The sequence below is a fragment of the Pseudomonas sp. MF09150 genome, assembly GCF_059862355.1.
Genome location: NZ_JCBCUS010000009.1, coordinates 1 through 25218 on the forward strand (window position 1 = coordinate 1; position 25218 = coordinate 25218).

General features: G+C 63.4%; 24 protein-coding genes. 8 read left to right on the top strand and 16 right to left on the bottom strand.

Annotated features, from left to right (window positions below; genetic code table 11):
* Nucleotides 1-573: 573 nt before the first annotated feature.
* The 3 genes from AC19YX_RS28060 to AC19YX_RS28070 all read left to right on the top strand — a co-directional run bounded on the left by AC19YX_RS28060 (nucleotide 574) and on the right by AC19YX_RS28070 (nucleotide 3021).
* Nucleotides 574-1215 (top strand): DUF6708 domain-containing protein, encoded by a 642-nt coding sequence (locus AC19YX_RS28060; protein WP_500607548.1) that lies wholly within the window; start codon nucleotides 574-576, stop codon nucleotides 1213-1215.
* A gap of 73 nt (nucleotides 1216-1288) precedes the next feature.
* A complete protein-coding gene (locus AC19YX_RS28065) occupies nucleotides 1289-2059 on the top strand; it encodes a DUF6708 domain-containing protein (RefSeq protein ID WP_500607549.1) in 771 nt (256 codons plus the stop codon).
* Nucleotides 2060-2526: 467 nt separating this feature from the next.
* Nucleotides 2527-3021 (top strand): DUF6708 domain-containing protein, encoded by a 495-nt coding sequence (locus AC19YX_RS28070; protein ID WP_500607550.1) that lies wholly within the window; start codon nucleotides 2527-2529, stop codon nucleotides 3019-3021.
* 324 nt (nucleotides 3022-3345) lie between these two features.
* On the opposite strand, the gene AC19YX_RS28075 is transcribed toward AC19YX_RS28070, so the two are convergent.
* On the bottom strand, nucleotides 3346-4299 hold the full coding sequence (locus tag AC19YX_RS28075; RefSeq protein ID WP_500607551.1) for a GlxA family transcriptional regulator: 954 nt from the start codon (nucleotides 4297-4299) through the stop codon (nucleotides 3346-3348).
* Between the two features lie 98 nt (nucleotides 4300-4397).
* On the opposite strand from AC19YX_RS28075, the gene AC19YX_RS28080 reads away from it, so the two are divergent.
* The 5 genes from AC19YX_RS28080 (at nucleotide 4398) to AC19YX_RS28100 (ending at nucleotide 10730) form a co-directional block, all read left to right on the top strand.
* Complete coding sequence (locus AC19YX_RS28080; RefSeq protein ID WP_500607552.1) at nucleotides 4398-5192, top strand: MBL fold metallo-hydrolase; 795 nt, start codon at nucleotides 4398-4400, stop codon at nucleotides 5190-5192.
* 78 nt (nucleotides 5193-5270) lie between these two features.
* Nucleotides 5271-5780 (top strand): sigma-70 family RNA polymerase sigma factor, encoded by a 510-nt coding sequence (locus AC19YX_RS28085; protein WP_421549547.1) that lies wholly within the window; start codon nucleotides 5271-5273, stop codon nucleotides 5778-5780.
* Entirely contained in the window at nucleotides 5777-6760 is a 984-nt protein-coding gene (locus AC19YX_RS28090) for a DUF4880 domain-containing protein (RefSeq protein WP_500607553.1), read from the top strand. The genes AC19YX_RS28085 and AC19YX_RS28090 overlap by 4 nt, the downstream gene beginning before the upstream one ends.
* Nucleotides 6761-6894: 134 nt before the next feature.
* Nucleotides 6895-9312: a TonB-dependent siderophore receptor gene (locus AC19YX_RS28095; protein WP_500607554.1), complete on the top strand. Its 2418-nt coding sequence runs from the start codon at nucleotides 6895-6897 to the stop codon at nucleotides 9310-9312.
* A gap of 182 nt (nucleotides 9313-9494) precedes the next feature.
* Nucleotides 9495-10730 (top strand): dienelactone hydrolase family protein, encoded by a 1236-nt coding sequence (locus tag AC19YX_RS28100; protein ID WP_500607555.1) that lies wholly within the window; start codon nucleotides 9495-9497, stop codon nucleotides 10728-10730.
* Nucleotides 10731-10755: 25 nt separating this feature from the next.
* On the opposite strand, the gene AC19YX_RS28105 is transcribed toward AC19YX_RS28100, so the two are convergent.
* The 15 genes from AC19YX_RS28105 to AC19YX_RS28175 all read right to left on the bottom strand — a co-directional run bounded on the left by AC19YX_RS28105 (nucleotide 10756) and on the right by AC19YX_RS28175 (nucleotide 25211).
* The gene (locus tag AC19YX_RS28105) at nucleotides 10756-11760 is read right to left on the bottom strand and encodes an AraC family transcriptional regulator (RefSeq protein WP_421549551.1); all 1005 of its coding nucleotides are present in this window, start codon (nucleotides 11758-11760) and stop codon (nucleotides 10756-10758) included.
* A 316-nt stretch (nucleotides 11761-12076) separates the two neighbouring features.
* On the bottom strand, nucleotides 12077-12700 hold the full coding sequence (locus AC19YX_RS28110; protein ID WP_078473997.1) for an NIPSNAP family protein: 624 nt from the start codon (nucleotides 12698-12700) through the stop codon (nucleotides 12077-12079).
* 96 nt (nucleotides 12701-12796) lie between these two features.
* Entirely contained in the window at nucleotides 12797-13789 is a 993-nt protein-coding gene (locus AC19YX_RS28115) for a 3-hydroxybutyryl-CoA dehydrogenase (protein WP_500607556.1), read from the bottom strand.
* A complete protein-coding gene (locus tag AC19YX_RS28120; protein ID WP_500607557.1) occupies nucleotides 13786-14904 on the bottom strand; it encodes an NAD/NADP octopine/nopaline dehydrogenase family protein in 1119 nt (372 codons plus the stop codon). Before AC19YX_RS28120 ends, AC19YX_RS28115 begins: the two co-directional genes overlap by 4 nt.
* A 102-nt stretch (nucleotides 14905-15006) precedes the next feature.
* Nucleotides 15007-16194, bottom strand: coding sequence for an alpha-hydroxy acid oxidase (locus AC19YX_RS28125; RefSeq protein WP_500607558.1), 1188 nt, complete (start codon nucleotides 16192-16194; stop codon nucleotides 15007-15009).
* A 105-nt stretch (nucleotides 16195-16299) separates the two neighbouring features.
* The gene (locus tag AC19YX_RS28130) at nucleotides 16300-17577 is read right to left on the bottom strand and encodes an OprD family porin (protein ID WP_201131770.1); all 1278 of its coding nucleotides are present in this window, start codon (nucleotides 17575-17577) and stop codon (nucleotides 16300-16302) included.
* 277 nt (nucleotides 17578-17854) lie between these two features.
* Nucleotides 17855-18346, bottom strand: coding sequence for a flavin reductase (locus AC19YX_RS28135; RefSeq protein ID WP_078473992.1), 492 nt, complete (start codon nucleotides 18344-18346; stop codon nucleotides 17855-17857).
* A gap of 19 nt (nucleotides 18347-18365) precedes the next feature.
* Nucleotides 18366-19325 (bottom strand): PDR/VanB family oxidoreductase, encoded by a 960-nt coding sequence (locus tag AC19YX_RS28140; protein ID WP_201131771.1) that lies wholly within the window; start codon nucleotides 19323-19325, stop codon nucleotides 18366-18368.
* A gap of 76 nt (nucleotides 19326-19401) precedes the next feature.
* On the bottom strand, nucleotides 19402-20142 hold the full coding sequence (locus AC19YX_RS28145; RefSeq protein WP_201131772.1) for an SDR family NAD(P)-dependent oxidoreductase: 741 nt from the start codon (nucleotides 20140-20142) through the stop codon (nucleotides 19402-19404).
* Between the two features lie 10 nt (nucleotides 20143-20152).
* Complete coding sequence (locus tag AC19YX_RS28150) at nucleotides 20153-20629, bottom strand: aromatic-ring-hydroxylating dioxygenase subunit beta (RefSeq protein ID WP_078474010.1); 477 nt, start codon at nucleotides 20627-20629, stop codon at nucleotides 20153-20155.
* Between the two features lie 19 nt (nucleotides 20630-20648).
* On the bottom strand, nucleotides 20649-21923 hold the full coding sequence (locus AC19YX_RS28155; protein WP_078473989.1) for an aromatic ring-hydroxylating oxygenase subunit alpha: 1275 nt from the start codon (nucleotides 21921-21923) through the stop codon (nucleotides 20649-20651).
* Between the two features lie 46 nt (nucleotides 21924-21969).
* Nucleotides 21970-22494 (bottom strand): nuclear transport factor 2 family protein, encoded by a 525-nt coding sequence (locus AC19YX_RS28160; protein WP_078473988.1) that lies wholly within the window; start codon nucleotides 22492-22494, stop codon nucleotides 21970-21972.
* Nucleotides 22495-22509: 15 nt separating this feature from the next.
* Nucleotides 22510-22869, bottom strand: a complete 360-nt coding sequence (locus tag AC19YX_RS28165; protein WP_078473987.1) for an IacB protein — start codon at nucleotides 22867-22869, stop codon at nucleotides 22510-22512.
* A gap of 30 nt (nucleotides 22870-22899) precedes the next feature.
* Nucleotides 22900-24072, bottom strand: coding sequence for an acyl-CoA dehydrogenase family protein (locus AC19YX_RS28170; protein ID WP_078473986.1), 1173 nt, complete (start codon nucleotides 24070-24072; stop codon nucleotides 22900-22902).
* A 26-nt stretch (nucleotides 24073-24098) separates the two neighbouring features.
* Nucleotides 24099-25211 (bottom strand): amidase, encoded by a 1113-nt coding sequence (locus AC19YX_RS28175; RefSeq protein ID WP_500607559.1) that lies wholly within the window; start codon nucleotides 25209-25211, stop codon nucleotides 24099-24101.
* Between the last annotated feature and the right edge of the window lie 7 nt (nucleotides 25212-25218).

The window sequence follows — 25218 nt, forward strand, 5'->3', positions numbered from 1 at the left end:
ACATCCGACCACGCAAGCGATTTAACTGGCTGTGTCCGATCGAGGTATTCACTCAGCTGATGGGCTTGCAACATGAGGCTCCTGCTTCAATTCAATAACCGTGTTGCACTCAGCTCCTGCAACCGCCCTGCTAAAAGTTTACCGCTCAGGGCAGGTAAATTGCCAAATTATTGCATCCAGTAATAATGACAGTCCACCTGCAGCACCTCCTTCTGTAGACTTAAAAAAACTTGATTACAACCCAAAAACAACAACCCCCAACATTTCATACAGTCCAACATCGAAGGCTCTTATCATACAAGGAAAAATTGCATTACATACATCTCATGAAATTACCGCAATGGACCTTGAAGTTTCTTTTTGGCCTGACAATAGCGATGAGGTCGGATGTGCTCGCCTGCTAACGAAAGAGGATAAGTTGGACGACATAGGAAATAGGCACTGAATATGGTAACGCCAAAACTTGAACCGCCATGTGCAGGTTGGCAGTCGGATCTACCAGGACCTGGGTGTGCTCCACCCCCCCTCATGACTCTGGGGTACGATGCCCCTAATCACTTAGATGAGATTTACTTGGAGCTTCCTCGTAATTCTTCAAAAAAACGGGGGATCATTATTTGGTTCTCGGCTGTGTTAATTTATTTTTTGATAGACTCCGTCTTGGAGTCTAGGTTACGTGAACATAAAGATCCTACTACTATCATTCTTTGGTTTGGGACATTTGTGGTTTCACTATGGGCCTGCACTGTATTTTTTCGACTCGATGCTGCACCTCCTAGAGATGAACCGATTCGTTTCAACCGCGCCCGCCAACGCATCTATGCCTACAACTTTAAATACCGCTGGTGGAACCCTTTCGAGCCTTGGCGAGTAGTCCCCGTGGCCTACGACTGGCCACAAGTCCGCGCCGAACGTTGGAAGCAACGTGGGACTACTGCCCAGGGCGCACTCATCATCAAATGGGGCGTGGTCCTGTCCATCGTCGAACCCGGCACCAATAAGGTCATTGATCGCTTTCCCCTGAGCACCATGGGCGCCGACGAGTTTGCCTGGGCTTATATCTGCACTTACATGCAGCAAGGTCCCTCGGCCCTGCCACCGCCAGGGCCACCGCACGACCATAACGATGTGCCCTGGTACAACTTGGCCCTGCGCCTGGCACCGAAGGTGAAGTGGCCTGCCGACATGGATCGTGAGTCGCGGACGGCGCCATGAGCAGAAACCATTAGGTGGCGTTGCCACCCTGCAAAATAAAAAATTTAGACGATAAGGCAGAGAGTTTTTGAATATGGAAAAACCAGAACTTGAACCTCCTTGTTCAGGATGGCAGGAAGACTTGCCAAGACCAGATGTTCACCCTCTCGCCGAACTAACTTTTACAATTGGTATTGTGAACTCCCAAGATGACAGCTTTCTAGAGATATCAAGAAGTCCATCTCGCATGAGAGGGTTCATGTTTTTTTTCGGCGTTGTAATCATGCTTTGGACATGCAAAATGGCCTTAGATACGATTTATTATTTTAAGTACCTAGACGTAAGCACGATACTAATAGGCATCGGATGCATAATATTGTCCATTTGGATAGTCTCATTCACAATCCGAGTAGACATATCTCAACCGCGAGATCTTCCCATACGCTTCAACCGCTCCCGCCAACGCATCTACGCCTACAACTTCAAATACCGCTGGTGGAACCCTTTCGAACGTTGGCGAGTTATCCCCGTAGCCTACGATTGGTCACAAGTCCGCGCCGAACGCTGGAAAAAGCGCGGCGCCACTGCCCAAGGCGCGCTCATCATCAAATGGGGCGTGGTCCTGTCCATCGTCGAGCCCGGCACAAATAAGGTCATTGATCGCTTTCCCCTGAGCACCATGGGCGCCGACGAGTTTGCCTGGGCTTATATCTGCACTTACATGCAGCAAGGTCCTTCAGCCCTGCCGCCACCGGGGCCACCGCACGATCATAACGATGTGCCCTGGTACAACTTGGCCCTGCGCCTGGCACCGAAGGTGAAGTGGCCGGCCGAGATGGATCGTGAGTCGCGGACGGCGCCGTGAGAAGAAGTTCATACCTTAAAGAAGATGCCAAGTCACACACGTTGAGCATCAGTGGCTCCATTGCTGAAAACCCAACTCATAACATCTATGCCATTGAACTACAGGTCTCATTTTTGCCGAATGTAAGATATGAATCTAGTGTGGCGCGCCTAGTAGCCAAAGAAGATAAAAAATATAATTAAACCAAGGATAACAGAGTGACATTCCCTCGACTAAAACCACCTTGCTCTGGATGGCAAGAAGACCTTCCCGAGCCAAGCGAGCCATCTACCGCAATGATCTATCTTGATACTCCAAACCATCAGAATGATATTTATTTGGAAGTTAGTCGAAACTCTTTAGCTAAACGAGGAGTTGTCACTATAGCTTGCTTGCCAGCAATGATTTGGTTCTTAACCACTCCCACCCTAATCATAGATACATTAGCTCTTGGCAATATAGAACTGATAGTTATCGGAATAACAAGCATGGCTGCCGCTATTTGGACGATTACGCTAGGACTACGGATGGACATCTCTCCCCCACGTGATGAACCAATTCGCTTCAACCGAGCCCGCCAACGCATCTACGCCTACAACTTCAAATACCGCTGGTGGAACCCCTTCGAACGTTGGCGCGTTATCCCCGTGGCCTACGACTGGCCACAAGTCCGCGCCGAACGTTGGAAGCAACGTGGGACTACCGCCCAAGGCGCACTCATCATCAAATGGGGCGTGGTCCTGTCCATCGTCGAGCCCGGTACCAATAAAGTTATCGATCGCTTTCCCTTGAGTACCATGGGTGCCGATGAGTTTGCCTGGGCTTATATCTGCACTTACATGCAGCAAGGTCCTTCAGCCCTGCCACCGCCAGGGCCACCGCGCGACCACAACAACGTGCCCTGGTACAACTTGGCCCTGCGCCTGGCACCGAAGGTGAAGTGGCCGGCCGAGATGGACCGTGAGTCGCGGACGGCGCCGTGAATTGAAGGTCATGAGGGTATCGGACAGGCGTTAGTCGGGGCGGTGGTTTCCTGTAGTTCGATGGAGTCTGGCAAAAGCAATAAGCCACTTTGTATGCGTAATGAAGCGCTTATCACACAGTCAAAAAGCAGCGGTCATGGGCTAATGCCGATCAGTTAAGAATGAACAGGGTATTTGTAGTGAAGGAGCTTGCTCCCGCTGGACCGGCCGGTGCGTCGGTGCGTGGCAGTCTCATTGTTGGGGCCGCTACGCGACCCAGCGGGAGCAAGCTCCCTCGTCACAGGTTACTTTGCGTTCGATCTATCGATTAGCATCACCCGCACCCTACTCGCCACCCCCGTATCGCTGCCGATAATCCTGCGGTGCCAGGCCGGTCAAGCGCTTGAACATGCGGCTCAGGTTGGAGTCGCTGCTAAAGCCCAGTTGTTCGCTGATCTGGCCGATGGAGGCGCGGCTGTACAGCAGGCGCTGGCTGACCTGGTTGAGTTTGATCGTGCGCACCCAAGTCGCCAGCGGCTGGCCTTGTTCGGCAGCGACGCGGCGGGCCAGGGTGCGTTCGGCCAGGCCCAGGGCGGCGGCCAGGCGCGCGACCGTGGCCTGTTCGGCCGGGGTGTCTTCGACCCACAGCTGCACCTGGCGCAGCAGCGGGCTGGCGTGTTCGATCAGGCTCAGGCCCTGGAAGGCGGGGTGGGCCTGGACCGGGCGTGGCAGGACCATCAGGCGCTGCAAATCCTGGAACACCTCGGCCCCCAGATGCTGCTGGATCAGCTCGCTGGCCAGAGGCAGGTAACCGTTGACTCCGCAGGCGCTGGCCACGTCCTGGTCGAATACCCACAAGCGTTCGTTGCGCCACTGCACCTCGGGGAATTGCCGACTCATGGCGTCCACCAGCCACCAGGTCAGGGTTGCGACCCGGCCCTGCAAGCGACCACTGGCCGCCAGCAAGCAGACCCCGGTGCAATAGCTCCACAGCGGTACCGGCAAGCGTGCCAGTTGCCGCAGCAAGGGCTGATTGGCGGCCAGCAAGGTACTCACCTGCTGCACCGATTCGGCCCAGAAGCTGGGCACCAACAGTGCATCCAGGGCCGCGTCATCCACTCCTTCGGCAGCGCTCAGCAGCACGCCATGGGCGCAGGCGACCGCGCCGGGTTGGCGGGCGACGTAGCACAGGCTGAACGCTTCATGCCCGACGCGGCGGTTGGCGGCGAGCAGCAGGTCGGCAAACGCCAGCAGGCCGGCGGGCATGCAATCGGGGTAGAGCAACAGGCCGATCTTCATCGCGCCTCCGGCAGAATTTGAATGAGATCTGTCAAAGCTGGCCATTCTGCAAGCCGTCGCCGCTGTCGACAATAGGTGCTCTGCCACGGAGGTCTTTGATGCGTATCCACCAGCTTCGCAATGCCACCCTGATCATTGAGTCCGGCGCCTTTCGGATTCTGGTCGACCCGATGCTTGCCGCGCGCCATGGCCTGCCGCCGCTGTGCCTGCGTGGCGGCTGGCAACGCAACCCGCTGGTGGACCTGCCGCCATCCGCCGCGGCGGCGCTGGACGGGGTCACCCATTGCCTGATCACCCATTGCCGCAAGGGCCATTTCGACCACCTGGACCGGGCCGGCGTGGAGTTTTTGCGGGAACGGCAGATTCCGCTGATATGCACCCCACACGACGCCCCGTACCTGGCCCGGCGCGGTTTGCGGGTGCAACCGCTGCCCCGGGATCACCAGCGGCCCAGCGCTTTTCTGGGTGGGCAGATTCGCACCCTGCGCTGCACCCATGGCCGGGGCCTGGTGGGACGGTTGATGGAGCACGGGGTCGGCTACTTTATCCAACTGCCCGGCGAACCCAGCCTGCACCTGTGCGGCGATACCGTGCTCAGCCCGGTTTTGCGCCGGTTCCTGACCGAGCAGCAGCCCGATATCTGCGTGGCCCCGGCCGGTGGCGCGCGCCTGGACCTGGGGGGCGAAATCATCATGGGCCTGGACCAGGTGCTGGAACTCACCACTCTGCTCAAGGGCCAGGTCGTGGCCAACCACTTGCAAGCCCTCAACCACTGCCCGGTGACCCGCGACGCCCTGCTGGCCGCGGCCCGCGAGGCCGGCCTGAGCCAGCGGTTGTGGGTACCTGAAGATGGCGAGGTGCTGCATTTCGAAGCACGCGAATCAAGGCGCTGAAAAATCCCGAGCGCAACTTAATGAGAAGCATTACCATAAACGCCCTTGTCGCTCGCGCTGGTCATGGAATCTTCTTCAATGCTGTCCACCCCTTCCCTGCATCGCGTCGTCGGTGAGCTGTACGCCCAGCACCATGGTTGGGTGGTGCAGTTGCTGCGACGCAAACTCGGTAATCAGGATCAGGCCCTGGACCTGGCCCAAGACACCTTTGTGCGGATACTGCGCAGTGAGCAGGTGCCGCTGCTGCGCGAGCCCCGGGCCTACCTCAATACCGTGGCCAGCCGTTTGTGCGGGCAGTACTTCCGGCGCCAGGCCCTGGAGCGGGCGTATCTGGAATCCCTGGCGGCGCTGGAGCCACAGTACCTGCCCTCGCCGGAAACCCGATTGCTGGTGCTTGAAGCCCTGGACGCCGTGGGCCAGGTGCTCGACGGCCTGGGCGCGCGGGTGCGCGAAGTGTTTTTGCTGTCGCAGCTGGACGGCCTGACCTACCCGCAGATTGCCGAGCGCCTGGACCTGAGCGTCAACGTGGTGCAGAAAGCCATGCTCAAGGCCTTCCGCCATTGCTACACGGCGGTCTACGAAGCATGAAACCCTTCCCGTCGCTGGACCCTCGGCAACGCCTCGATCCGCAGGTGGTGGAGCAGGCGATGCTGTGGATTGTGGCCCTGCAATCGGGCACCAGCGACGCATCGGAACACGCCGCCTGCCTGGCCTGGCGCCGCCTGGATGCGCAACACGAACTGGCCTGGCAACGGCTGGCCGGGCTCGGCCATGGCCTGCGCGAGAGCGTCGGGCCCTTGCCGGCCGCCGGCGCACGCAAGCTGCTCCAGGCACGCGGGGCCAGCTCGCGGCGCAACGTGCTCAAGGGCCTGGCCGGCCTGGGCGTGGTGGCGATGGGCGGGCTCAGTGTGCGCGAGCGCCTGTTGTTGCCGGAGCTGTTCAGCGACTACCGCACCGCCACCGGCGAACGCCGCGACCTGCAATTGGCCGCCGATGTGCGCCTGCAACTGGACACCCACACCGCCCTCGATATCCGCGGCGACGCTGCCCAGCGCGAAGTGCTGTTGAGCCTGGGCCGGCTGCTGCTGGAGGTCGGTGCCGGCACCCCGCACAGGGTCCGTACCGAAGATGGCTGGGTGCACCCGGCGCCCCTGTCGAAGCTGATGATCAGCCTCGCCGAGGGCAACCCATCAGGCACCCGGGTCCAGGTGCTGCTGGGCAGCGCAGCGATCAGCCCCCGCCAGGGCACCAGCGTGCAACTGGCGGCGGGCCGGCAATTGCTGTTCGACCCGCGCGCTGCCGGCCCCAGCGAGAACCTGCCGGCGTCCGCCTCGGCCTGGACCCGTGGCCTGCTGATCGCCGAGCGCATGCCTCTGGGCCAAGTGGTGGCTGAACTCAACCGTTACCGCAGCGGCGTCTTGCGTTGCGACCCGGCGGTGGCGGCGCTGCCGGTCTCCGGCTCGCTCTCCCTCGACCGACCCGATGCCAGCCTCGATCTGCTGGCCCGCACCCTGCCGATTCGCATCCAGCGTGTGCTCGGTTACTGGGCCAGCGTGGTGCCGGCCTGAGCACCTGCCCCCGATCCGAGGCGCAAAACTTTTTTCACCCCGGGCGGCAGTTTTTTCGTTCTCACGCATCAAGACCAGGGAAGACGCTGAAAAACAGCGCATCGCCTTCCCTTCTCAACCTATGGACAGTCTTTATGCACAGCCGCCTCACCCCGCTTGCCGGCGCCCTGCGCCTGGTCCTGTTCGGCCTCTCCCTCGGTGGCGTCAGCCACAGTGCACTGGCGGCCGACAGCAGCGCCCAGCACCAACCCCAGGCCTATGACATCCCGGCCGGCAGCCTGGACCAGGTGCTGGGCGCCTTCGGCCAGCAATCCGGGGCGATGATCGCCGCCGATTCGGCAATGACCCAGGGCCTGCACAGTGCCGGCCTCAAAGGCCGGATGGACGTGACCCAAGGCCTGGAGCGGCTGCTCGCGCCCCTGGGCCTGGCCGCCGTGGCCGATGGCGCCGGCTACCGCGTGCAGCCGCGCCCGACAGCCAGCGGCACGGCCCTGGAACTGGGGGTGACCAACGTCGGCGCCAATCAGTTGGGGACCATCACCGAAGGCACCGGCTCCTACACCCCGGGCACCATCGCCACCGCCACGCGCCTGGTGCTGACCCCGCGTGAAACCCCGCAGTCGATCTCGGTGGTCACGCGCCAGGTCATGGATGACTTTGGCCTGAACTCGATCGATGACGTGATGCGCCACACCCCGGGCGTCACCGTCAGCACCTACGACAGCGACCGCACCAGCTTCAATTCCCGGGGTTTTGCGATCAAGAACTTCCAGTACGACGGCATCCCGACCCTGCAGGATGCGTCCTACTCCGCCGGGCAGACCCAGACCGACATGGCGATCTATGACCGCATCGAAGTCCTCAAGGGTGCGCCGGGCCTGCTGGCCGGCGCCGGCGGCCCGGGCGGGGTGATCAACCTGATCCGTAAAAAGCCGACCGATGAGCTCAAGGCCAGCGTGCAGCTGGGCGCCGGTTCCTGGGACAGCTACAGCGCGCAGCTGGATGTCGGCGGGCCGCTGACCGACAGCGGCAATGTCCGCGGCCGCGCAGTGGCGGTGCAACGCGACAAGCACTCGTTCATGGACCACTACGAGCGCAAGACCAGCGTCTACTACGGCATTCTCGAAGTCGACCTGGACCCCGACACCCTGCTGACCCTGGGCGCCGACTACCAGGACAACGACCCCAAGGGCTCCAGCTGGTCCGGCAGCGCCTCGCTGTATGACAGCAAGGGCGAGCCCATCAGCACCCCGCGCTCCTACAACAACGGCGCCAATTTCAGTGGCTGGGCCCAGTACACCCGCACCGCCTTCGCCACCCTGGAACACAGCTTTGAAAACGGCTGGGTCGCCAAGGGCCAATACAACCACCAGATCAACGGCTACCACGCGCCCATGGGCAACCTGATGTCGCCCAACGCCAGCACCGGCCAAGCCTCGTTGCTGTCGCGCAAATTCACCGGCGAAACCGTCAGCGACAGCGGCGACCTGTACGTCAGCGGCCCCTTCAGCCTGCTCGGCCGCGAACACCAGTTGGTGGTGGGCAGCTCGGTGTCCAAGGCGGACTGGACCGGCAAGAACTACACCGACGCCATTCAGGTCGACAACAGCTACGACTACTACAACTGGGACGGCAACGGCCGGGTGCCGGACTGGGGCAAGGTCAGCCAGGTCAACGACGAAACCACGCGCCAGAGCGCCGGTTACGTCGCCGCACGCTTCAGCCTGGCGGACGACCTGTCGCTGCTGCTCGGCACCCGGGTCGCCAACTTCCAGGTCACCGGCAACACCGACCTGCAACAGAGCGGCAAGGTCGTGCCTTACGCCGGCCTGGTGTACGACCTCAACGACAATTTCTCGGCCTATACCAGCTACACCGAAATCTTCCTTCCGCAAAACTCCCGCGACCGCAACAACAAGATGCTGCGGCCCAACGAAGGCAAGAACTATGAAGTCGGGATCAAGGGCGAATTCTTCGGCGGCCGCCTGAATTCGAGCCTGGCCTACTTCGAAGTGCACGAAAAAAACCGTGCCGTCCCGGACGAAGCCTATAACGCCAACCCCGACTACAGCGTCATCGACTACGCCGAGATGGGCATCACCTCCAAGACCAAGGGCTACGAAGCGGAAATCTCCGGCGAACTGGCCCCCGGCTGGCAGCTGCAAGGCGGCTACACCCACAAGGTCAGCCGTGATGAAAGCGGGGCCAAGGTCGGCACCTCCGAGCCCGAGGACCAACTGAGCCTGTACACCTCCTACAAACTTGGCGGCAGCCTCGACAAGCTGACCCTCGGCGGCGGCACCCGCTGGCAGGGCGAATCCTGGCGCGTGCTGACCAACTACTCGAAAAACGGCGCCAAGGAAAAATTCTCCCAGGACCCGTACTGGCTGGTGGACCTGATGGCGCGCTATCAACTGACCGACAACCTCTCGGCCACCCTCAACCTCAACAATGCCTTCGACAAGAAGTACCTGACCAACATCGGTTTCTTCAACGCCGCCTACTACGGCGACCCGCGCAACCTGATGCTCACCACCCGCTGGGACTTCTGACCCCGCCCGCCCCGCGCCGTGGCAAACGGCGCGGGCGCATTCTTCTCCCTGCTTGCCGCACTTCTGCACGATCCGGCTAACGACTTGCCAATTCCGGCTTTTTTCGCCCTGCCCCTCGCTCCTAGAGTGCCTGCCACGGCCACGCAATCGCGGGCCGACCCGTCGACAACGAGGAAAGTGCCATGGGCAAGATGATCGAGATCCAAGCCACAGACGGCAGCGGCCACTTCAGCGCCTACCTGGCCCTGCCAGCCTCGGGCAAAGGCCCCGGGGTGGTGATCGGCCAGGAGATTTTCGGGGTCAACGCCACCATGCGCGGCGTAGCCGATTTGTATGCCGAGGAAGGCTATGTGACCCTGGTGCCCGACCTGTTCTGGCGCCAGCAACCGGGGATCGAGCTGGGCTACACCGAGGCCGATTTCGCCCGTGCCATCGAGTTGTTCCAGGGGCTCGACCTGGAGCTGGCGGTGCAGGATATCGACGCCGGCTTCCAGGCTCTGCGCCAGATGGAGCAGGTCGAGCCCGGCGGGCTGGGCTATGTCGGGCTCTGCATGGGCGGCAAGCTGGCCTACCTCACCGCGACCCACACCGACGTGGCCTGCGCGGTGGGTTACTACGGCATGGGCATCGAGCACCTGCTGGACCAGGCCGAGCAGATCAAGGGCCGCCTGGTGCTGCATTTCGCCGAACAGGACAGCTACTGCGACGCCACCGCGCGGGCGCAGATCCAGACCCGCCTGGGCGGGCGCGAGTCCGTCGAGATCTACACCTACCCCGGGGTCGACCACGCCTTTGCCCGCAGCGGCGGTATGCATTACGACAAGCCGGCCGCACTGATGGCCCACCAACGCAGCATCGCTGCGCTCAAGCGCGAAATCGGCCCGCACTACAACCTGTCTGAGCTGTGGGACAAACACGTCAAATACGAATTTGCCCTGCGCGATGTGCCGGCAACGATGGCCACCATGGTTGCCGAACCCTACGTCAACCACATCCCGACCATGACCGGCGGCGTCGGCCAGCTTGAGCTGAGCCGCTTCTATCAGCATCACTTTGTCCACGGCAACCCGGAGGACATGAAGCTGGTGCCGATCTCGCGCACCGTCGGCTCGTCGCAGATCGTCGACGAATTCATCATGAGTTTTACCCACACCAGCGCCATCGACTGGATGCTGCCCAACGTCGCGCCCACCGGCCGTTACGTGGAAATCCCCATGCTCGGGGTCATCAAGTTTCGCGGCGACAAGCTGTGCCACGAACACATCTACTGGGACCAGGCCAGCGTGCTGGTGCAGATCGGCCTGCTGGACCCCACGGGCTTGCCGGTGGTGGGGGCCGAAGCGGCGAAAAAACTGCTCGACGAGCAATTGCCTTCCAACACCCTGATGCATAGCTGGACCGCCAGCGCCGGGCAGTGAGCCACAGCCGACGCCCGCCCGGCGCCTAGCGGCTGCGGGTGTGGTGCGGCAATTCGCCGAAACGCTGGTGATAGTAATGGGCGAAACGGCCCAGGTGCGCGAAACCGTGGGCCAGGGCAACCTCGGTGATACTCAGGTCGCGCCGCGCCAGCAAGCGTTCGCGGGCAGCCTCCAGGCGCAGGGCGCGCAGACGTTCCATTGGCGTCTGGCGGTAGCAGCGCTGGCACAGGCTGTTGAGGCTGCGCACGCTCATGCCGCCCACCGCCGCCAGCTCGGCCAGGGTCAGGGCTTCACCCAGGCGCTGGCGCATCAGGGTTTCGATCTTCGCCAACTGGCGCAAGGCCTGGCGCTGCCCCGCCGATTCCGGGTCCGGCAAGCGCGGCGCCAGGCCCCGGGGCGGATGCGTCAATAAAAACAGGGCCAGACTGTGTTCCAGGTGCTGCACCCAGGGCTCGGGGGAGGCCTGCTCGCCGTGCAGGGCCATCTGGTCCAGCACGTTGCCCACCAGACGCATCCAGACCCGGGTCTGCATCGGGTCCAGGCAATAGGCCGATGGCAGTGGCTGATCCACCCCTCCCGCGTCGAGCACCTGCTGCCGGCCCTGCTCCAGCAGGCTGCGCGGAACCCGCAACATCAATTGCTCGCAGCCGCGCTGCCAGACCAGGCGCGCCGCCTGGCAGCGGGACAGGACCACCACCTGCCCGGCTTCCAGCTCCAAGCTCACACCGTCGCAGTCGACCCGGGCACGGCCATTGAGGAGCATCTGCACCAGCACAAAATCGCTGAACGGGCGCAAGCGCACTTCAACTTCCGCGCCATAACGCAGGGCGAACACCTGGCAACGCCCCAGATAGCGGCGAAACAACGCGGTGTCGACCCCATCGCCGCGCCACAGCAGGTCATGCTCCACCAGCTCCCGGCTCAGCAGTTGATGGCTGTGCAAAGGCGCCTGACTGGTAAATACCGGCGTCTGACACAGGTACGACAGGTCAAGGTCAGGGGATTGGGCGGTACTGGTGAATGCGGCCACGGTTCAGAGCCTTGGGCGCTGCGCGGTTTGGTCCAGGGTTCTTGCGGTCATCAGGGGCACCCACGGCTAGGTCATGGCCCGCTCTGGCGGCGGGCCTTTGCCTACTGGCGAGCAAGCTTCATGCCGCCACAAGCCTCGGTAAGCTCGATGGATAAGCATCGGCCAGCCAGCGGATAGCGCAGGGCTGTTGGGCCCCCGGGCTGCAACACATCGGGGCGTACGCTGCCTGCGCGCCCGAGCAATGGGCGAGCAGTCGGCAGCGACATGGGTATTCCCTGCACAGGCGTGTTACCTGCCCGCAGTCGGCAGGCGCCCTTCACTGCAACGGCGAAAACGCCGCCGGCAGATACAGCGTGGAATGCATGTCGCGCAATTGCGGGCCGGAGTTTTCCGGCGGCCAGACCCCGTCGCGCACCGCGCGGCTGCGCACTTCCAGGCGTTGTTCGAGGCTGGCGTAGGGCCAGATGTGCAGGTAGCGCGGGGTGCGGCCGTCGGTGGCGTAAAAGGCGGCGTACACCGCTGAATAGCCCTCGCCGGTGCGCGGACCGATGGCCTGGCGCCAGCCATCCAGGGTCGGTGTCAGGCCGGTGGGCACCAGGTCATATACCCGAAACTCGTAGAACGGCCCGTGGGCGCCGGCCGGCAACGGTTCCAGGAACGGAAACAGGCTGTAGTTCTCGACCCGCATATCCGTGAGCCAGGGCGCTACGCCAAAGGCGTCGGCCGTGTGCAAATAGCGTTCGCGCTCGGCCTGGCGTGCGCGCTCGTCGACAAACCCGCGCAGCACCGCGATCTGGTTCAGCGGGCCGATCTCCGAGGCCCAGCAGCCCATCAATTGCACGCCCTCGGCGCATTCGCCCAGGCGCCCCTGCAGCTGCTCCATGGCAGGGCCGACGGTGCGCACGCGCAGGGTAAACGTGATCAGTTCATACAGCTTCATGACAACCTCTAGCGGCGTCCGAGGGCCTGCGCCAGCACCCGCGAACCTGGGTAAAGGCCGGCGCAGACAGGCCGCGCCGACCAGATAAAACGGGTTTCAGGGGCCCTCCAGGGCACCGTTGAAACGCGGTGCCAGGCCCATCAGTTCCAGGCGCTGGGTGAAGGTGGCGAGGCGTTCGAGCTTGTAGGCATCGATGTCGACCTCGCGATAATCATAAAAACCCTGGCCTTCGCGCAGGCCGTTGCGCCCCTGGGCCATGTGCTCGGCGATCACCTTGGGCGGCAGGAAACGCGGGTCGATGGCGCCGGCCAGGTAATGGGAGGCGTAGTACAGAATGTCGCCGCCGCCCCAGTCGATGAACTCCAGCAGGCCGAGTACCGAGAAGCGCAGGCCGAAGCCGACGCGAATCGCCGTGTCGATGTCTTCAGCGCTGGCCACGCCCTCCTCGACCATGCGCGCCGCCTCATTCATGGCCAGGGCCTGGATCCGCGGCACGATGTAGCCGGCGGCCGGCGCGCATTGCACCGCCACCTTGCCGATGCGCTTGAGCAGGCTCATCAGGCGCTCGACCACGGCCGGGCTGGTGGCCGGGCTGCGGCTGACTTCCACCAGCGGCATCAGCAGTGCCGGGTTCAGCCAGTGGGCATTGACGAAACGCTCGGGGTGGCTGACCAGCGCCGCCAACTCGGTCACCAGGAAGGTCGAGGTGGTGGAGGCAATGATGCTGTCGCTGGCGCAGGCAGCGCTGAGCCAGGCAAAGGTCGCGGCCTTGACCTCCAGCACCTCGGGCACCGCTTCCAGCACCAGGGGCGTGGCTTCAAGATCCGCCGCACTGTGCTCGCGGTCGCACAGCCGCAGGCGGCCCATGGCCTGTTCGGCCTGGTGCGCCTGCAACACCTCCAGGCGCACCAGGCTGGCCAACTCGCTGCGCAGGTGGCAGATCACCTCGGCAAAATAGCTGGCTTGCTGCGCCGCACTGCGGGGCTTGATATCGATCAGGGTCACCTCCAGCCCGGCGTGGACAAAGGCCAGGGCGATGCCCTCGCCCATGCGCCCGGCGCCGACCACGCAGATCCGCGCGCCGTTCACGAGGCCAGGTCCTGCACCAGGCCCTGGCTCAGCAAGCGGGTCATCTGCTCGCGGCTCAGGTGCGCCAGCCCGAGGTTTTCCAGGGTCCGGCCCTGGGCATACAGGTCGATGCCGCTGACCACCGTGGCCAGGCTCAGCAGGCCCTGGGCCACCGGGGTCGGGACCTGCGCCCAGCGCCCGACCGAAACCAGGAACGACAAGCCCAGGCGCGTGTCTTCGAGCATGTAGCGGTGGGTCTGCAGATCGATGTCTTCGCGCCAGTCGCCGCTGTCGGTCAGCTTGCCGTGGGCGCCACGCCCGTACATCCATTCCTCGCCGTCGCTGGCGTAGTGATCGGCCAGGGGAAAGTGCGGCGCGCCGTAGCCCAGGGCTTCGCGGATGGCCATGCGTTCGGCGTCGAGGGCGCTGGTCACGCGCCGGATCGACGGCACCGTGCCTTCGTTGTGGATATCCCAGGCCGGGAAATGCTCCAGGGGCCCGGCGTTCATCAGGATCAGCGGCGGATGGATGATCGGGCCGGCATTCATCAGGGCCCCGCTCAAGGCATCCTCGATCGGCTCGACACTGGGATAGGCCTCGCGCAGCACGGCAAACGCTGCGTCGCTCAAGCGGCTGGGAAAGACCCCGGTCGGCAGGCGCGTGGCGTAGCCGCTGATCACCAGGCGCTCAGCGCCATGCTTGCGTGCCAGGTAGGGCAAGGTGCCGGTTTCGGCAAAGGCGACCTCGGCGTGGTTGCCGGCCGTGGCCATGGCCTGGGCAAACACCAGGCTGCCGAACGTGCCGGGCGGCAGGAACACCACCTGGCCCTGTTGCAGCAGGGGCGCCAGCTCATCGGCCAGGGCCGGGTGCGAGGTCGAGGGCAAGGCAATCACCAGCAGTTGCGCGTGGTCCACGGCAGCGGCCAGATCACTGCACAGCTGCAGGCAATCCCCCAGCTGGCCCACGCTCAACTGCCGCTCGCCGCGATAGTCACGGACCTGCAGATGGCCGATGCGCTGCAACTGTTCCAGGGCCTGTGCATCGCGCCGCCAGAGCCGCACCTGATGGCCTTTTTCCGCCAGTTCCACTGCCGCCGCGTAACAACCGTGGCCACCGCCGATCACACTGATATTCATAAGCACGCTCCTGTAAAAAGAGCCTTGATCCTAGCGGCCACGCCCCACCGCGACTGCGCGAAACGCGCAAGCACTGTGCCGATTCTGCAAGCCAATGCGCACCTAGGCACCCTGGCCGGGACGGCGGAACAAGGCCTCGCGGTCCAGATGTTCCAGGTGGCTGCACCCCATCAGATTGAGGGTCAGGCGCAGCTCGTCACCGAGCAGGTCCAGGGCCCGTCCGACGCCGGCTTCACCGGCCACCGCCACGCCGTACAGGGTCGAGCGCCCGAGCAGCACCGCGTCCGCCCCGAGGGCCACGGCCTTGGCAATATCACTGCCGCGACGGATGCCGCCATCGAGCAGCAGGCACAGCTTGCCGGCCGCCACCGGGGCAATCGCCGCCAGTGCCTCCAGGCTGCTCATGGCACCGTCCAGTTGGCGCCCGCCATGGTTCGACACCACCACCCCATCCAGGCCCAGGGCGATGGCACGCTCGGCATCGGCCGGGTGCAGCACGCCCTTGAGCAGCAGGCGCTCGCCCCACTGATCGCGCAGGCGCTGGAGCATCTCCCAGTCGAGCAAGGTGTCCATCTGCCGGCCGATAAATGCCATCGAGCCCAGGGCATTGCGCTCGCCCTCGGGCAGATAGGGATTGAGGTTGCCCATGCCCGGCAGGCCGTGGGGCCACATCACCTGCTTCAGCCAGCGCGGGTGGCGCAGCACGTCGAACTTGTTGCGCCAGGCCAGTTGCCGTGGCCGGGCAAAATTGCGCCGGTCCCATTCACGGTTGCCCAGGACCATGGCGTCGCAGGTCAGCAACAACGTCCGGCTGCCGCCGGCCTTGGCCCGGCGCAACAGGTCCGCCTGGACCTTGGGCTCGCCCATGGCATACAGCTGGAACCACAGCTCGACGCCGGGCACCGCGGCGACGATCTGCTCCATGGAGTTGTTCGACGCCGTGCTCAGGCTGAACGGCAGGCCGCGCGCGGTAGCGGCACGCGCCAGGTGGATATCGGCGTCGCGGTGCAGCAGGCCGTTGTAGCCGGTGGGGCCGATCAGCATCGGCAGTGGCAGACTGCGCCCCAGCACATTGCGCCGGGTCGCCGGCGGGTGGCACGGCACCAGCGCCCGGGCGTGCAAACCATAGGCACTGAACGCCGCCTGATTGTCACCCAGGGTCAGCTCGGCCTCGGCGCCACCGCTGAGGTATTCCCAGGCGAAATGCGGCAGGCGCCGCCGGGCCAGTTCGGCCAGCTCGGCAATACTGTGGACCCGACTCAAGTCGGTGCCGGTATAGAAACGGCGCATAGGCACTCCGTAGACGCGCGAAAAAAAAGACCCGGAGGAGCAATCCGGGCAAGAGGGAAGCGGATAAAAACGCCGCCCGATGCGCAGGCGGCGAGACGCGGTGTTTTAGAACTTCCAGGTGTAGGTGGTGATCAGGCGGTTCTCCTGATAATCCGGGCCCGCGGCCCGACCACTGCCATAGCGGGTCTTGACGTCGATGCGTCGCCATTCAAAGCCCAGGTCCTTGAGGGTGCCGCTCTGCACCACGTAGCCGAGGACGATGTTGCGTTCGCTCTCGACGTTCTGGTCCAGGGCATTGCTGCCACGGTCGACCCCGGTACCACGGATGTAACGGGTCATCAGCTTCAGGCCGGGCACGCCCATGGCGGCGAAGTTGTAGTCGTAGCGCAGTTGCCAGGAACTCTCGTTGGGCTTGACGAAGGCCACGGTCGACCAGTTCACCAGGTACGGCTGCGGCGCATAGCCGTTGAGGGTGGGAAAGGTCGACTCGCCGAGCATGCGCTGGTAACCGATGCCGAAGGCATGGCCGCCTTTTTTCAGGGTGGTCATCAGCCCGTAGGAGCGGTTGTCGATCTCGCCGTACAAGGCCTTGCCGTCTTCCTTGTTATTGAAGTAACGCAAGTCGGTCTTCAACCCATAACCCGCGCCCAGGTCATGGTTGTACATCAACCCCAGGTAGTGCTGTTGATAGATATCTTCCAACTGCCCATAGAAGTAAGTAGCCGATAAGTTGGGACTGAAGGCATAGGTACCGCCCCCGAAGTTGAGGCCATCACTGCGCCGCTGTATATCCGGGCCGTTAAACAGGTACATCTTTTCCCGATTGGAAGATTCCCGCGAACTGATCTCGGTAAAGCGCCCGCCGGTCAGGGTCAAGTTGTCGATTTCCTTGGATTCGATCTGCACCCCGTGATAGGTGGTGATCAACTGCCGCGAATCGTCGATATACGCCACCGGCAAGGTCGGTCGCAGTTCACCGATCTTGAGTTCGGTCTTGTTGTAACGCACTTTGCCGGTCAGCGCCGCGCGCCCGTAATCGCGAACCTGCTCTCCCTTGCTGTCGTCGTAGGGGATGATGCTGTCGGGGCCGCGACCGCCACCGCCGTCCAGGCGATAGGCGTATTGCGCCGACAGATCAAGGCCAAACTGCAGCGTGCCCTCGGTATAGCCGGAGATAGCGCGAAAATCGAAACCCTGGGTCCAGCTGCCGATCCGCGACTTGGGCGCATCCGATTGCTTGAAGTCACGGTCGATGTAGAAGTTGCGAGTTCCCAGGCTGATCTGTCGATCATCGACAAAATCGGCCTGCGCAATCAATGGCGTGAAGATCCCCATCACAGCCGTGGTGCAAAGGCCACGGTTAACCCAGCTCTTCTGAAACATGGAACTTTCCTTTCTTTTTATGACATGCACAAAGGCACGACGAGTGGAAGCAGATCAAATGAGCAAAAGAGTAACTTTGGCAGTCAACCTGCAATATTGTTTTTATAACCACTAGAAATGAAAGCAGCTGCAAGTTGCCAGCCTCAACCTTCGAGCTGAAAGAGGCAAACTTACAACATGACACTCACTACTTTCACGCAGCTTATAGAGCCTGCTTATTGTTCTTGTTTCTTGTTTCTTACTTATTGCTTCTACCTTGCAGCTTGTAGCTGGCAGCTCAAATCTGCCTCTGCCCTATTTCGTGATAAGCACGGTTGAAATAGACCAGCCCCTGCTGTCCTTCGCTGTTGCGAATCCCCAGGACCTCGCAATAGAAAATCGTGTGCGACCCCACTTCATGGGCCTGGGCGATGCGGCAGTCGAAGCTCACCAGCGCTTCGTCCAGCAGCGGTGCACCGCTTTCCAGGGTGGTCCAGCGGGCGCTGGAAAAACGCTGCTCGGCGTCCAGGTCGCGGTTGGCGAACACCCCGGACACGTCGCGCAGTTCAGGGGTCAGGACGTTGACGCTGAGCACGCCATTGCTCTTGAAGTGCACATTGGAAAACGACGAGCGATTCATGCACACCAGCAGCGTCGGCGGCTGATCGGTAACGCTGCACACTGCCGAAGCGGTGAAGCCGAAACGACCGGCGGGACCGTCGGTGGCGATGATGGACACCGCGCCGCCGAGCATCGCCATTGAGTTACGAAATCCAGTTGTATCGACCATGGTATTAACCTCCGGTGTATCAGATATCCAGCACCAGCTTCTTGGACTTGGCCCGCGAGCAACACACCAGAATCTGGTCGTTGGCCTGTTTTTCTTCATCTGTGAGGTAGACGTCGCGGTGGTCCGGCTCGCCTTCCAGGACGTCGCACAGGCACGTGCCGCAGACCCCCTGTTCACAGGAGATCTCGATTTTTATCCCGACCGCGCCCAGGGCCTCGACAATGCTTTGGCCCTCGGCCACCTGCACCGTCTTGCCGCTGCGCGCGGCGTGCACTTCAAAGCCCGCACCCGAGGCATCGACGTCGACCTGGAAGTACTCGCGGTGCACATGGTCGTCGGCGTAACCCTGGGCGATGGCCTGGGCGATCACCCAGTCCATGAAGCCCGCCGGGCCGCAGACATACACGTGCACACCGGCTTGCGGGCTGCCCAGGACCTTGGCCAGGTCGAGCTTTTGCGCATCCGCTTCGTCATCGAAGTGGGTGTGCAGGCGCGGGGCGAAGGCGGCGTTGCCCAGCTCCTCGAGAAAGGCGCTGCGGCTGCGGGAACGTGCGCAGTAGTGCAGTTCGAAATCGCTGTCGCGGGCATTCAGGGCATAGGCCATGGCCACCATCGGGGTGATACCGATGCCGCCGCCGATCAGGATCGAACGCCGCGCATCCGGTGCCAGGGGGAAGTGGTTGCGCGGCGCGCTGATCTCGATTTCACGGCCTTCAAGCAACAGCTCGTGGACCGCCAGCGATCCGCCGCGCGAGGCCGGGTCCTTGAGCACGCCCAGGCGATAGGCCAGGGGCTGGGCCGGGTCGCCGCACAGCGAGTACTGGCGCACCAGCCCCGGCTTCAAGTGGACATCCACATGGGCCCCGGCCTCGAACGCCGGCAACGGCTGCCCCAGTGGGTCGGCCAGATCCAGCACGACGACGCCGTCGCCCTGCTCTTCGCGCTTGCGCACGACGACTTTCAATACTTGATCGCTCATACAGGATCATCCAGATTTCGTGGTAACGGGCCGCGCCATGGCGGCCCTGCGTGTGGGTTCGCGACCCTGATCGGGGTCAGCGCATAAAGAGCCCGCCGTTGACATCCCAGGTTGCGCCGGTGGTGAAGAAGGCCTCTTCGCTGGCCAGTTGCACCACCACGCGGCCGATAAAGTCGGCACTGCCCAGGCGCTGCACCGGAATCCCCTTGATCAGGGTTTCCAGGCGCTCGGGTGGCACCGCCGCACGCACCGCCGGCGACTCGATCGGCCCCGGGGCAATGGCATTGACCGTGACCCCGGACGCCGCCAGCTCCTTGGCGAAGATCTTGGTCAGGGTGATGATCGCGCCCTTGGAGGCGGCGTAATGCGCGCCGGTGGCGGTGCCGCCGTTCTGCCCGGCCAGGGACGCCATGTTGATGATGCGCCCGTAGCCCTGGCTGGCCAGGTAGCCGCCCAGCACCTGGCAACCGACGAAAGTCCCGCGCTGGTTGACGCTGGTCACCCGGTCGAACTCCTCCGGGCTGATCTGCATCAGCGGCGTGGTCATGGTCATCGCGGCGTTGTTGACCACCACGTGCAGCACGCCCCAGGTGCGCAGCACCGCCGCCAGCGCCGCCTCGAAATCGGCCTTGCTGGCCACGTCCAGTTGCAACGCCAGGACCCGCTCGCCGCTGGCGTCGAGTTCCCGGGCGGTGGCCTGGGCCGCGGCCAGCGAAAGGTCGCTGAGCACCACCCGGTACCCCGCCGCCAACAGCTGTTCGGCAATGCTTGCACCCAGCCCGCTGGCGGCGCCGGTGACCAATGCTACCTGTGTCATGCCTGGCTCCTCAGAGGATGTAGCCGATACCGGCGAGGGTGTCGGTGGAGTTGATCAACTGGATCAGCTTGCGCTGGATCTTGAAGCTGTCGCCGCTGCGCACCAGCTGGAAAGTGACATCGGCGGTGTACTGCTTGAGCACGTCCTTGCGGAACTCGCGCAGGTTCTGCGCACAGCGCACGGTAACCACCCCACCCTCGTCGGCCAGCAGGCGAAAGCGCGACTGGCTGCGCACGGTACGCGCCCGTGGCGTGGTCGAGATCGACTCGCCACTGGTCAGGCGGGTGACCCGCAGCTGGCGCATATGGTGGTTGTCATAGGCGTAGTTCAGGGTGTTCTCGAAGTCGGTTTCCAGCGGGTCGATGGGGATGATGTAGGTCGCATCCTCGGTCCACAGGTCGAGCCAATCGACGAAATCGCCATGGTCGAGCATGTCCGCTTCCTGCCAGATGAAGGCAGTGACTTGGTTGAGCAATTGCAGATTGATCATGGGGTTCTCCGTCGACTCAGGCCGACATCATCTTTTTCCACTGCTGGTAACCAGCGCGCATTCCGGTCTCGGCACTGACGTCGCTGACCAGGCCATCGGCGCTCGGGGTTTCGCCCGGCAGGCCACGGTTGAGCATGATCCACAGGTCGGTGCCGGCACTGGCGCCACGCTGTACCCGCTCCCAGGCCTCGGAGTCGTCCGGGGTGCCAAAGCCCATCGGGCCCTGGAAGTGTTCGTGCAGGCGCAGGCGGTAGCGGTTGGCCACGGCCGGGCCGCCGTCCATGGTGATCACTGCGTGATGGATCTCGGTTTCATCCACCGCGATCGGTTGCAGCACGCGGAAGAACGCCATCGAGCAGGCGATGTTGGGGAACAGATTGAGGTTGAACCCGGAGCCACCGACCGCCCGCACGATGCGGCGCACGGCCTCCTCGTCCTGGCCTTCGGCGCGCAATTGCTCGGCCAGTTCCTGGAAGCGTTCCGGGATCGGCAGGTCGAGGTTGGCTTCCAGGTCCACCAGATCAGGGATCATCACCATCACGCTGTGGCCGTTGCCCAGGTCTTCGACATAGCCCGGGCCTTCGACGAAATCGAACAGCTCCAGGGTCTGTTCATCCACCGAGGACAGGAACGACTTGTGCACCAGCGGGAAGTGGTAGGCATCGGTGGTGTTTTCGAGCTGGATCTTCCAGTTGCCAGGGAAGCGGAAACGGTGTTCGCCGCCGACTTTGACCGGGTAGCCGGCGCCCTGCTTCATGAACAGATCGATCCACTTTTTGGCCGGCCCGAGGAAGTCCGACAGTGGTTCGATGTCGTCCTTGAAGGTGGCGAAGATCATGCCGTTGTACTGCTCGACCCGCAGGCTCACCAGGGGCAGCTCGCTTTTGTCCAGGCAATCGCCATAGCTCTCGGGGTGCGGCACGCCGCGCAGGCTGCCGTCCAGGGCGTAGCTCCAGCCGTGGTACGGGCAGACGAAGCTGTTGGTCTTGCCCTTTTTGTGCTCGCAGACCGTGGCCCCACGGTGGCGGCAGCGGTTGAGCAGGACGTGCACATCCTTCTTGCGGTCGCGCACCACGATCACCGGCTGCTTGCCGACGTAGGTGCTCTTGTAGCTGCCGGAGTCGGGAATCTCACTGGCGTGGGCGACCCAGATCCAGGTGCTGTAGAAAATCTTGTCCAGTTCCTGGTCGAAGATCCGGCCATCGGTGTAGAGCGAGGTGTGCACGCGGTCGTGCAGCACCAGGTCGGCCGGGCTGGATTCCAGGGTTACGGTGTTTATCAGGTTATTCACGATCACTCCTTGTCGGCGTGTGGCGCCGACTCTAAGAATTCTGGGGCTATGCCTTGGCCGGCACCGGCAACTGGGCGTCGCTGTTCCAGCGGTCCACCGGACGGCTGAACAGGTTTTCGGTCTGGAAATGCGCCATGCGCCATTGCCCCTGCTCCCGGGCGAAACGCACCGTCAGGCGCGCGCTGTTGAGGTGCGAGGCGCCGCTGGCGAAGGTCGAGGTCTGCAACATCACCCAACTCGCGTCTGCGGCATCGCCCTGGACCTGGATCAGCTCCGAGGTCAAAAAGTGCACGTTGAGGGCAAAGTGCGCGGGCTCGACCATGTAGGTGGCGAACATGGCGCTGATCGCCTCGCGCCCCCGGTAGCCGCCGAAACTGTCGCGGTACTTGGCGCCCTTGCCTTCCCACACCGCGTCGAGGGTAAACAGCCCCGCCAACTCGGCGAGCGGCGAACCGACACCCAGTTCGTCGCACAGCAGCATGTAGCGGTTCATGCAGGCCCGGATCGCGTGCTCGCTTTGCAGCTGGTCAAGCTGCTGCTCCAGGGCCTCGATGCGCTCTTGTGATGACATGGGGTCGGCCTCGGCTCAGCGCTGGATGATCAGTTCGCGGCCGGTACGGGCCTCGACCTTGCAGTACTTCCAGAGTTTGTACGGGCCATCGCCCACCGACGTGGTACGGAACAGGTTGCAGGCGGCGTGCACGGTCTCGATGTCCGGCACGTCGGCCAGCAGGTAGGTGGTCCAGGGCCAGCCGGCAGACGGCCCGACCATGCTCTGGTCGTCGTCCATGTTGCCGAGCACGGTGACCCCCGGCAGGTCGGCGATGCCGTGCCACATTTCGCCGAAAGCGGCCCAGACCTCCAGGGCCTCGGGGCGCGGCGCGTCGAAGAAGTTCTGGTTGATGCCAATGCAGAACAGCACTCGCAGGGCTTTTTTATCGGTCATGAAATTCACCAGTCAAAGGTTGGAAAAAAATTACAGGTAACCCGGCAGCGGCTTGTTGCCGAAGAAAATGGCGCCGGCGTTCTGGTAGGTCATGTCGCCCATGAAGGCGTGCTGGGTGATGACCTGGGTGTCGTTGACGAAGCGCGACAGCGGGCTGCTGCGATACACCCCGCTCATGCCCGAGAGCATCTGCGCGGTGCGCGCCACTTCGGCGGCGACGCGGGTGGCGTGGGTCGACGACAGGCGCAGCATGTTGGTCTGCTCAAGGGTCACCGGGTCGCCGGCCAGGACACTGCTCCAGGCGTCATCGATGGCCTGGTAGAACCAGGAACGCGCGGCGCGCAACGAGGCTTCGGCCTTGGCCATCTCGACCTGGGCCAGGGGCCGGTCGGACAACGACGGCGCACCGGTCACCGAGATGCGCCCGGAGGCCATGCCGCTCAGTTCATCCAGGGCCGCGCGGGCCACGCCAAGACCGACCACCGACAACACCTGGGTGGCGAACGACAGCGACGGGTAGCGGAAAAACGGCTCGTCCAGGTTCGCCGGCCCGCCGCGGACGAAGGTCCACTCTTCGGGCACCACCACGTTCTCCACCACCACGTCGTGGCTACCGGTACCGACCAGGCCGACCACGTTCCAGGTTTCCTCGATCCGCACCTTTTCCCGTGGCATCACGGCCAGGCGCGGCAAGCCGAGCATCTCGCCGTTTTTCGGGGCGATGCCAACGCCGATCAATGAGGCGCCCATGCAACCGCTGGAGAATTTCCAACGGCCGTTGACCTCCAGGCCACCCTCGACAAAGGTCGCCGGCTGCGGCGGGAAGATACCGCCGGCGAACACCACGTCCGGGGAGTCGGCGTAGATTTTCTTGATCGTGTCCAGGGGCAGCGCCGCCAGGTACACCGGGCTCATGCCGAAGCTGGCGACCCAGCCGGCCGAACCGTCGGCGATCGAAATATCTTCGACCATCTGGCAGAACTCGGCAGGGGAACGCTCGTCGCCGCCAAAGCGCTTGGGCACCAGGGCGCGGTACACGCCGAGGGTGCGGAAACGCTCGATCACGTCGGCTGAAATGAACTTCTGGCGATCGAATTCTTCGTCCCGGGCCCGGGCCCGGATCTCCACCAGCAATTGCTGGAATTCTTCACCCGCGGTGATCGGCGCGCCGCGCTGATGGTCCAGCTCGCTAAGCACAGTCATGGGTTTCTCCAATGTAAGCATGACGATTAGTCTTCCAGACGCCGGACCAGCTCGCGGGCCACTGCACAAAGCAGCTCGTCCGCGCCGTGGGCGGCAATGAGTTGAAGGCCTACCGGCAGTCCTGAAGCGCCTTCCAGGGGAAGACTCAGGGCCGGGTGACCGGAAAGGTTGAACGGCCGCACCAGGGCGGTCATGCCCAGCACCGCACGGGTGTCGGCCGCATCGGCCAGGGCCAGCGGGTAGTCGGGCATGGTCGGCATGGCCAGGATCGGGAAGCGCGCCAGCGCCGCATCGACCTCGGCGCTAAAGGCCTGGCGCACGCGTTCGGCCTCGGCCAGGGCGGCGGCGCTGGTCTGGCCGGCGGCCTGCAGGCGGCCGGCGATATCGGCGCCAACCCGCCCACCGGGCAACAGATGGCCACAGGCGGCCCAAGTCTCGGCATTGATTACCACCATGCCGGCGTCATAGGCCGCCGCCATGCCGGGCAATGGTTGCTCGCCGAGGTGCAAGCCGCAGCGCTCCAGGGCCTGGTTGACGGCCGCCTGGATCTCGGCGGCAGCCACCACCGGCACCACGCCGATGCTGATGTGGTCGACGGTTGGCAGTGGGCCAAAGCTGGGGTCGATGACCTGCATGGCCTCGATCAGGCGCTCGATGCTGGCGGCCAGCGGGCCGACGCAGTCCAGGGTGCTACGGGCCGGCATCACGCCTTCACGGCTGACCCGGCCAAAGCTTGGCTTGAGCCCGAACACCCCACAGCAGGCGGCCGGGATGCGCACCGAACCACCGGTGTCGGTGCCCAGGGAGAAATCACACAGGCCGGCTGCCACCGCGGCGGCCGAACCGCTGGATGAGCCGCCGGGAATACGCCCCGGGTAACGCGGGTTCGGCGGCGTGCCGACCCAGGCGTTAATCCCGGTGGTACCAAAGGCCAGCTCATGCAGGCTGGTCTTGCCGCTGATCCGGCAACCGGCCGCGAGCAAGGCCTGCACCACCTGCGCATGCTCGGTGGCAGCCGGCGCATCGGCCAGTGCATAACTCGAAGCGCGGGTCGCATAGCCGGCGATATCAATGGTGTCTTTGACCATTACCGAGCTGCCGCTCCCACCTAACGCTAATTCTTCGACGACGATCGACATGCCTTTC

Bases quoted from the DNA above. Each gene is read 5' to 3' on its own strand.
- AC19YX_RS28130 (WP_201131770.1), bottom strand. From the start codon at position 17,577: ATGTTTCAGAAGAGCTGGGTTAACCGTGGCCTTTGCACCACGGCTGTG.
- AC19YX_RS28125 (WP_500607558.1), bottom strand. From the start codon at position 16,194: ATGCGCCGTTTCTATACCGGCACCGACTTGAGTCGGGTCCACAGTATT.
- AC19YX_RS28170 (WP_078473986.1), bottom strand. From the start codon at position 24,072: ATGACTGTGCTTAGCGAGCTGGACCATCAGCGCGGCGCGCCGATCACC.
- AC19YX_RS28110 (WP_078473997.1), bottom strand. From the start codon at position 12,700: ATGAAGCTGTATGAACTGATCACGTTTACCCTGCGCGTGCGCACCGTC.
- AC19YX_RS28095 (WP_500607554.1), top strand. From the start codon at position 6,895: ATGCACAGCCGCCTCACCCCGCTTGCCGGCGCCCTGCGCCTGGTCCTG.
- AC19YX_RS28145 (WP_201131772.1), bottom strand. From the start codon at position 20,142: ATGACACAGGTAGCATTGGTCACCGGCGCCGCCAGCGGGCTGGGTGCA.
- AC19YX_RS28075 (WP_500607551.1), bottom strand. From the start codon at position 4,299: ATGAAGATCGGCCTGTTGCTCTACCCCGATTGCATGCCCGCCGGCCTG.
- AC19YX_RS28160 (WP_078473988.1), bottom strand. From the start codon at position 22,494: ATGTCATCACAAGAGCGCATCGAGGCCCTGGAGCAGCAGCTTGACCAG.
- AC19YX_RS28080 (WP_500607552.1), top strand. From the start codon at position 4,398: ATGCGTATCCACCAGCTTCGCAATGCCACCCTGATCATTGAGTCCGGC.
- AC19YX_RS28120 (WP_500607557.1), bottom strand. From the start codon at position 14,904: ATGAATATCAGTGTGATCGGCGGTGGCCACGGTTGTTACGCGGCGGCA.
- AC19YX_RS28135 (WP_078473992.1), bottom strand. From the start codon at position 18,346: ATGGTCGATACAACTGGATTTCGTAACTCAATGGCGATGCTCGGCGGC.
- AC19YX_RS28070 (WP_500607550.1), top strand. From the start codon at position 2,527: ATGGCTGCCGCTATTTGGACGATTACGCTAGGACTACGGATGGACATC.
- AC19YX_RS28140 (WP_201131771.1), bottom strand. From the start codon at position 19,325: ATGAGCGATCAAGTATTGAAAGTCGTCGTGCGCAAGCGCGAAGAGCAG.
- AC19YX_RS28100 (WP_500607555.1), top strand. From the start codon at position 9,495: ATGGGCAAGATGATCGAGATCCAAGCCACAGACGGCAGCGGCCACTTC.
- AC19YX_RS28175 (WP_500607559.1), bottom strand. From the start codon at position 25,211: ATGTCGATCGTCGTCGAAGAATTAGCGTTAGGTGGGAGCGGCAGCTCG.
- AC19YX_RS28165 (WP_078473987.1), bottom strand. From the start codon at position 22,869: ATGACCGATAAAAAAGCCCTGCGAGTGCTGTTCTGCATTGGCATCAAC.
- AC19YX_RS28085 (WP_421549547.1), top strand. From the start codon at position 5,271: ATGCTGTCCACCCCTTCCCTGCATCGCGTCGTCGGTGAGCTGTACGCC.
- AC19YX_RS28090 (WP_500607553.1), top strand. From the start codon at position 5,777: ATGAAACCCTTCCCGTCGCTGGACCCTCGGCAACGCCTCGATCCGCAG.
- AC19YX_RS28065 (WP_500607549.1), top strand. From the start codon at position 1,289: ATGGAAAAACCAGAACTTGAACCTCCTTGTTCAGGATGGCAGGAAGAC.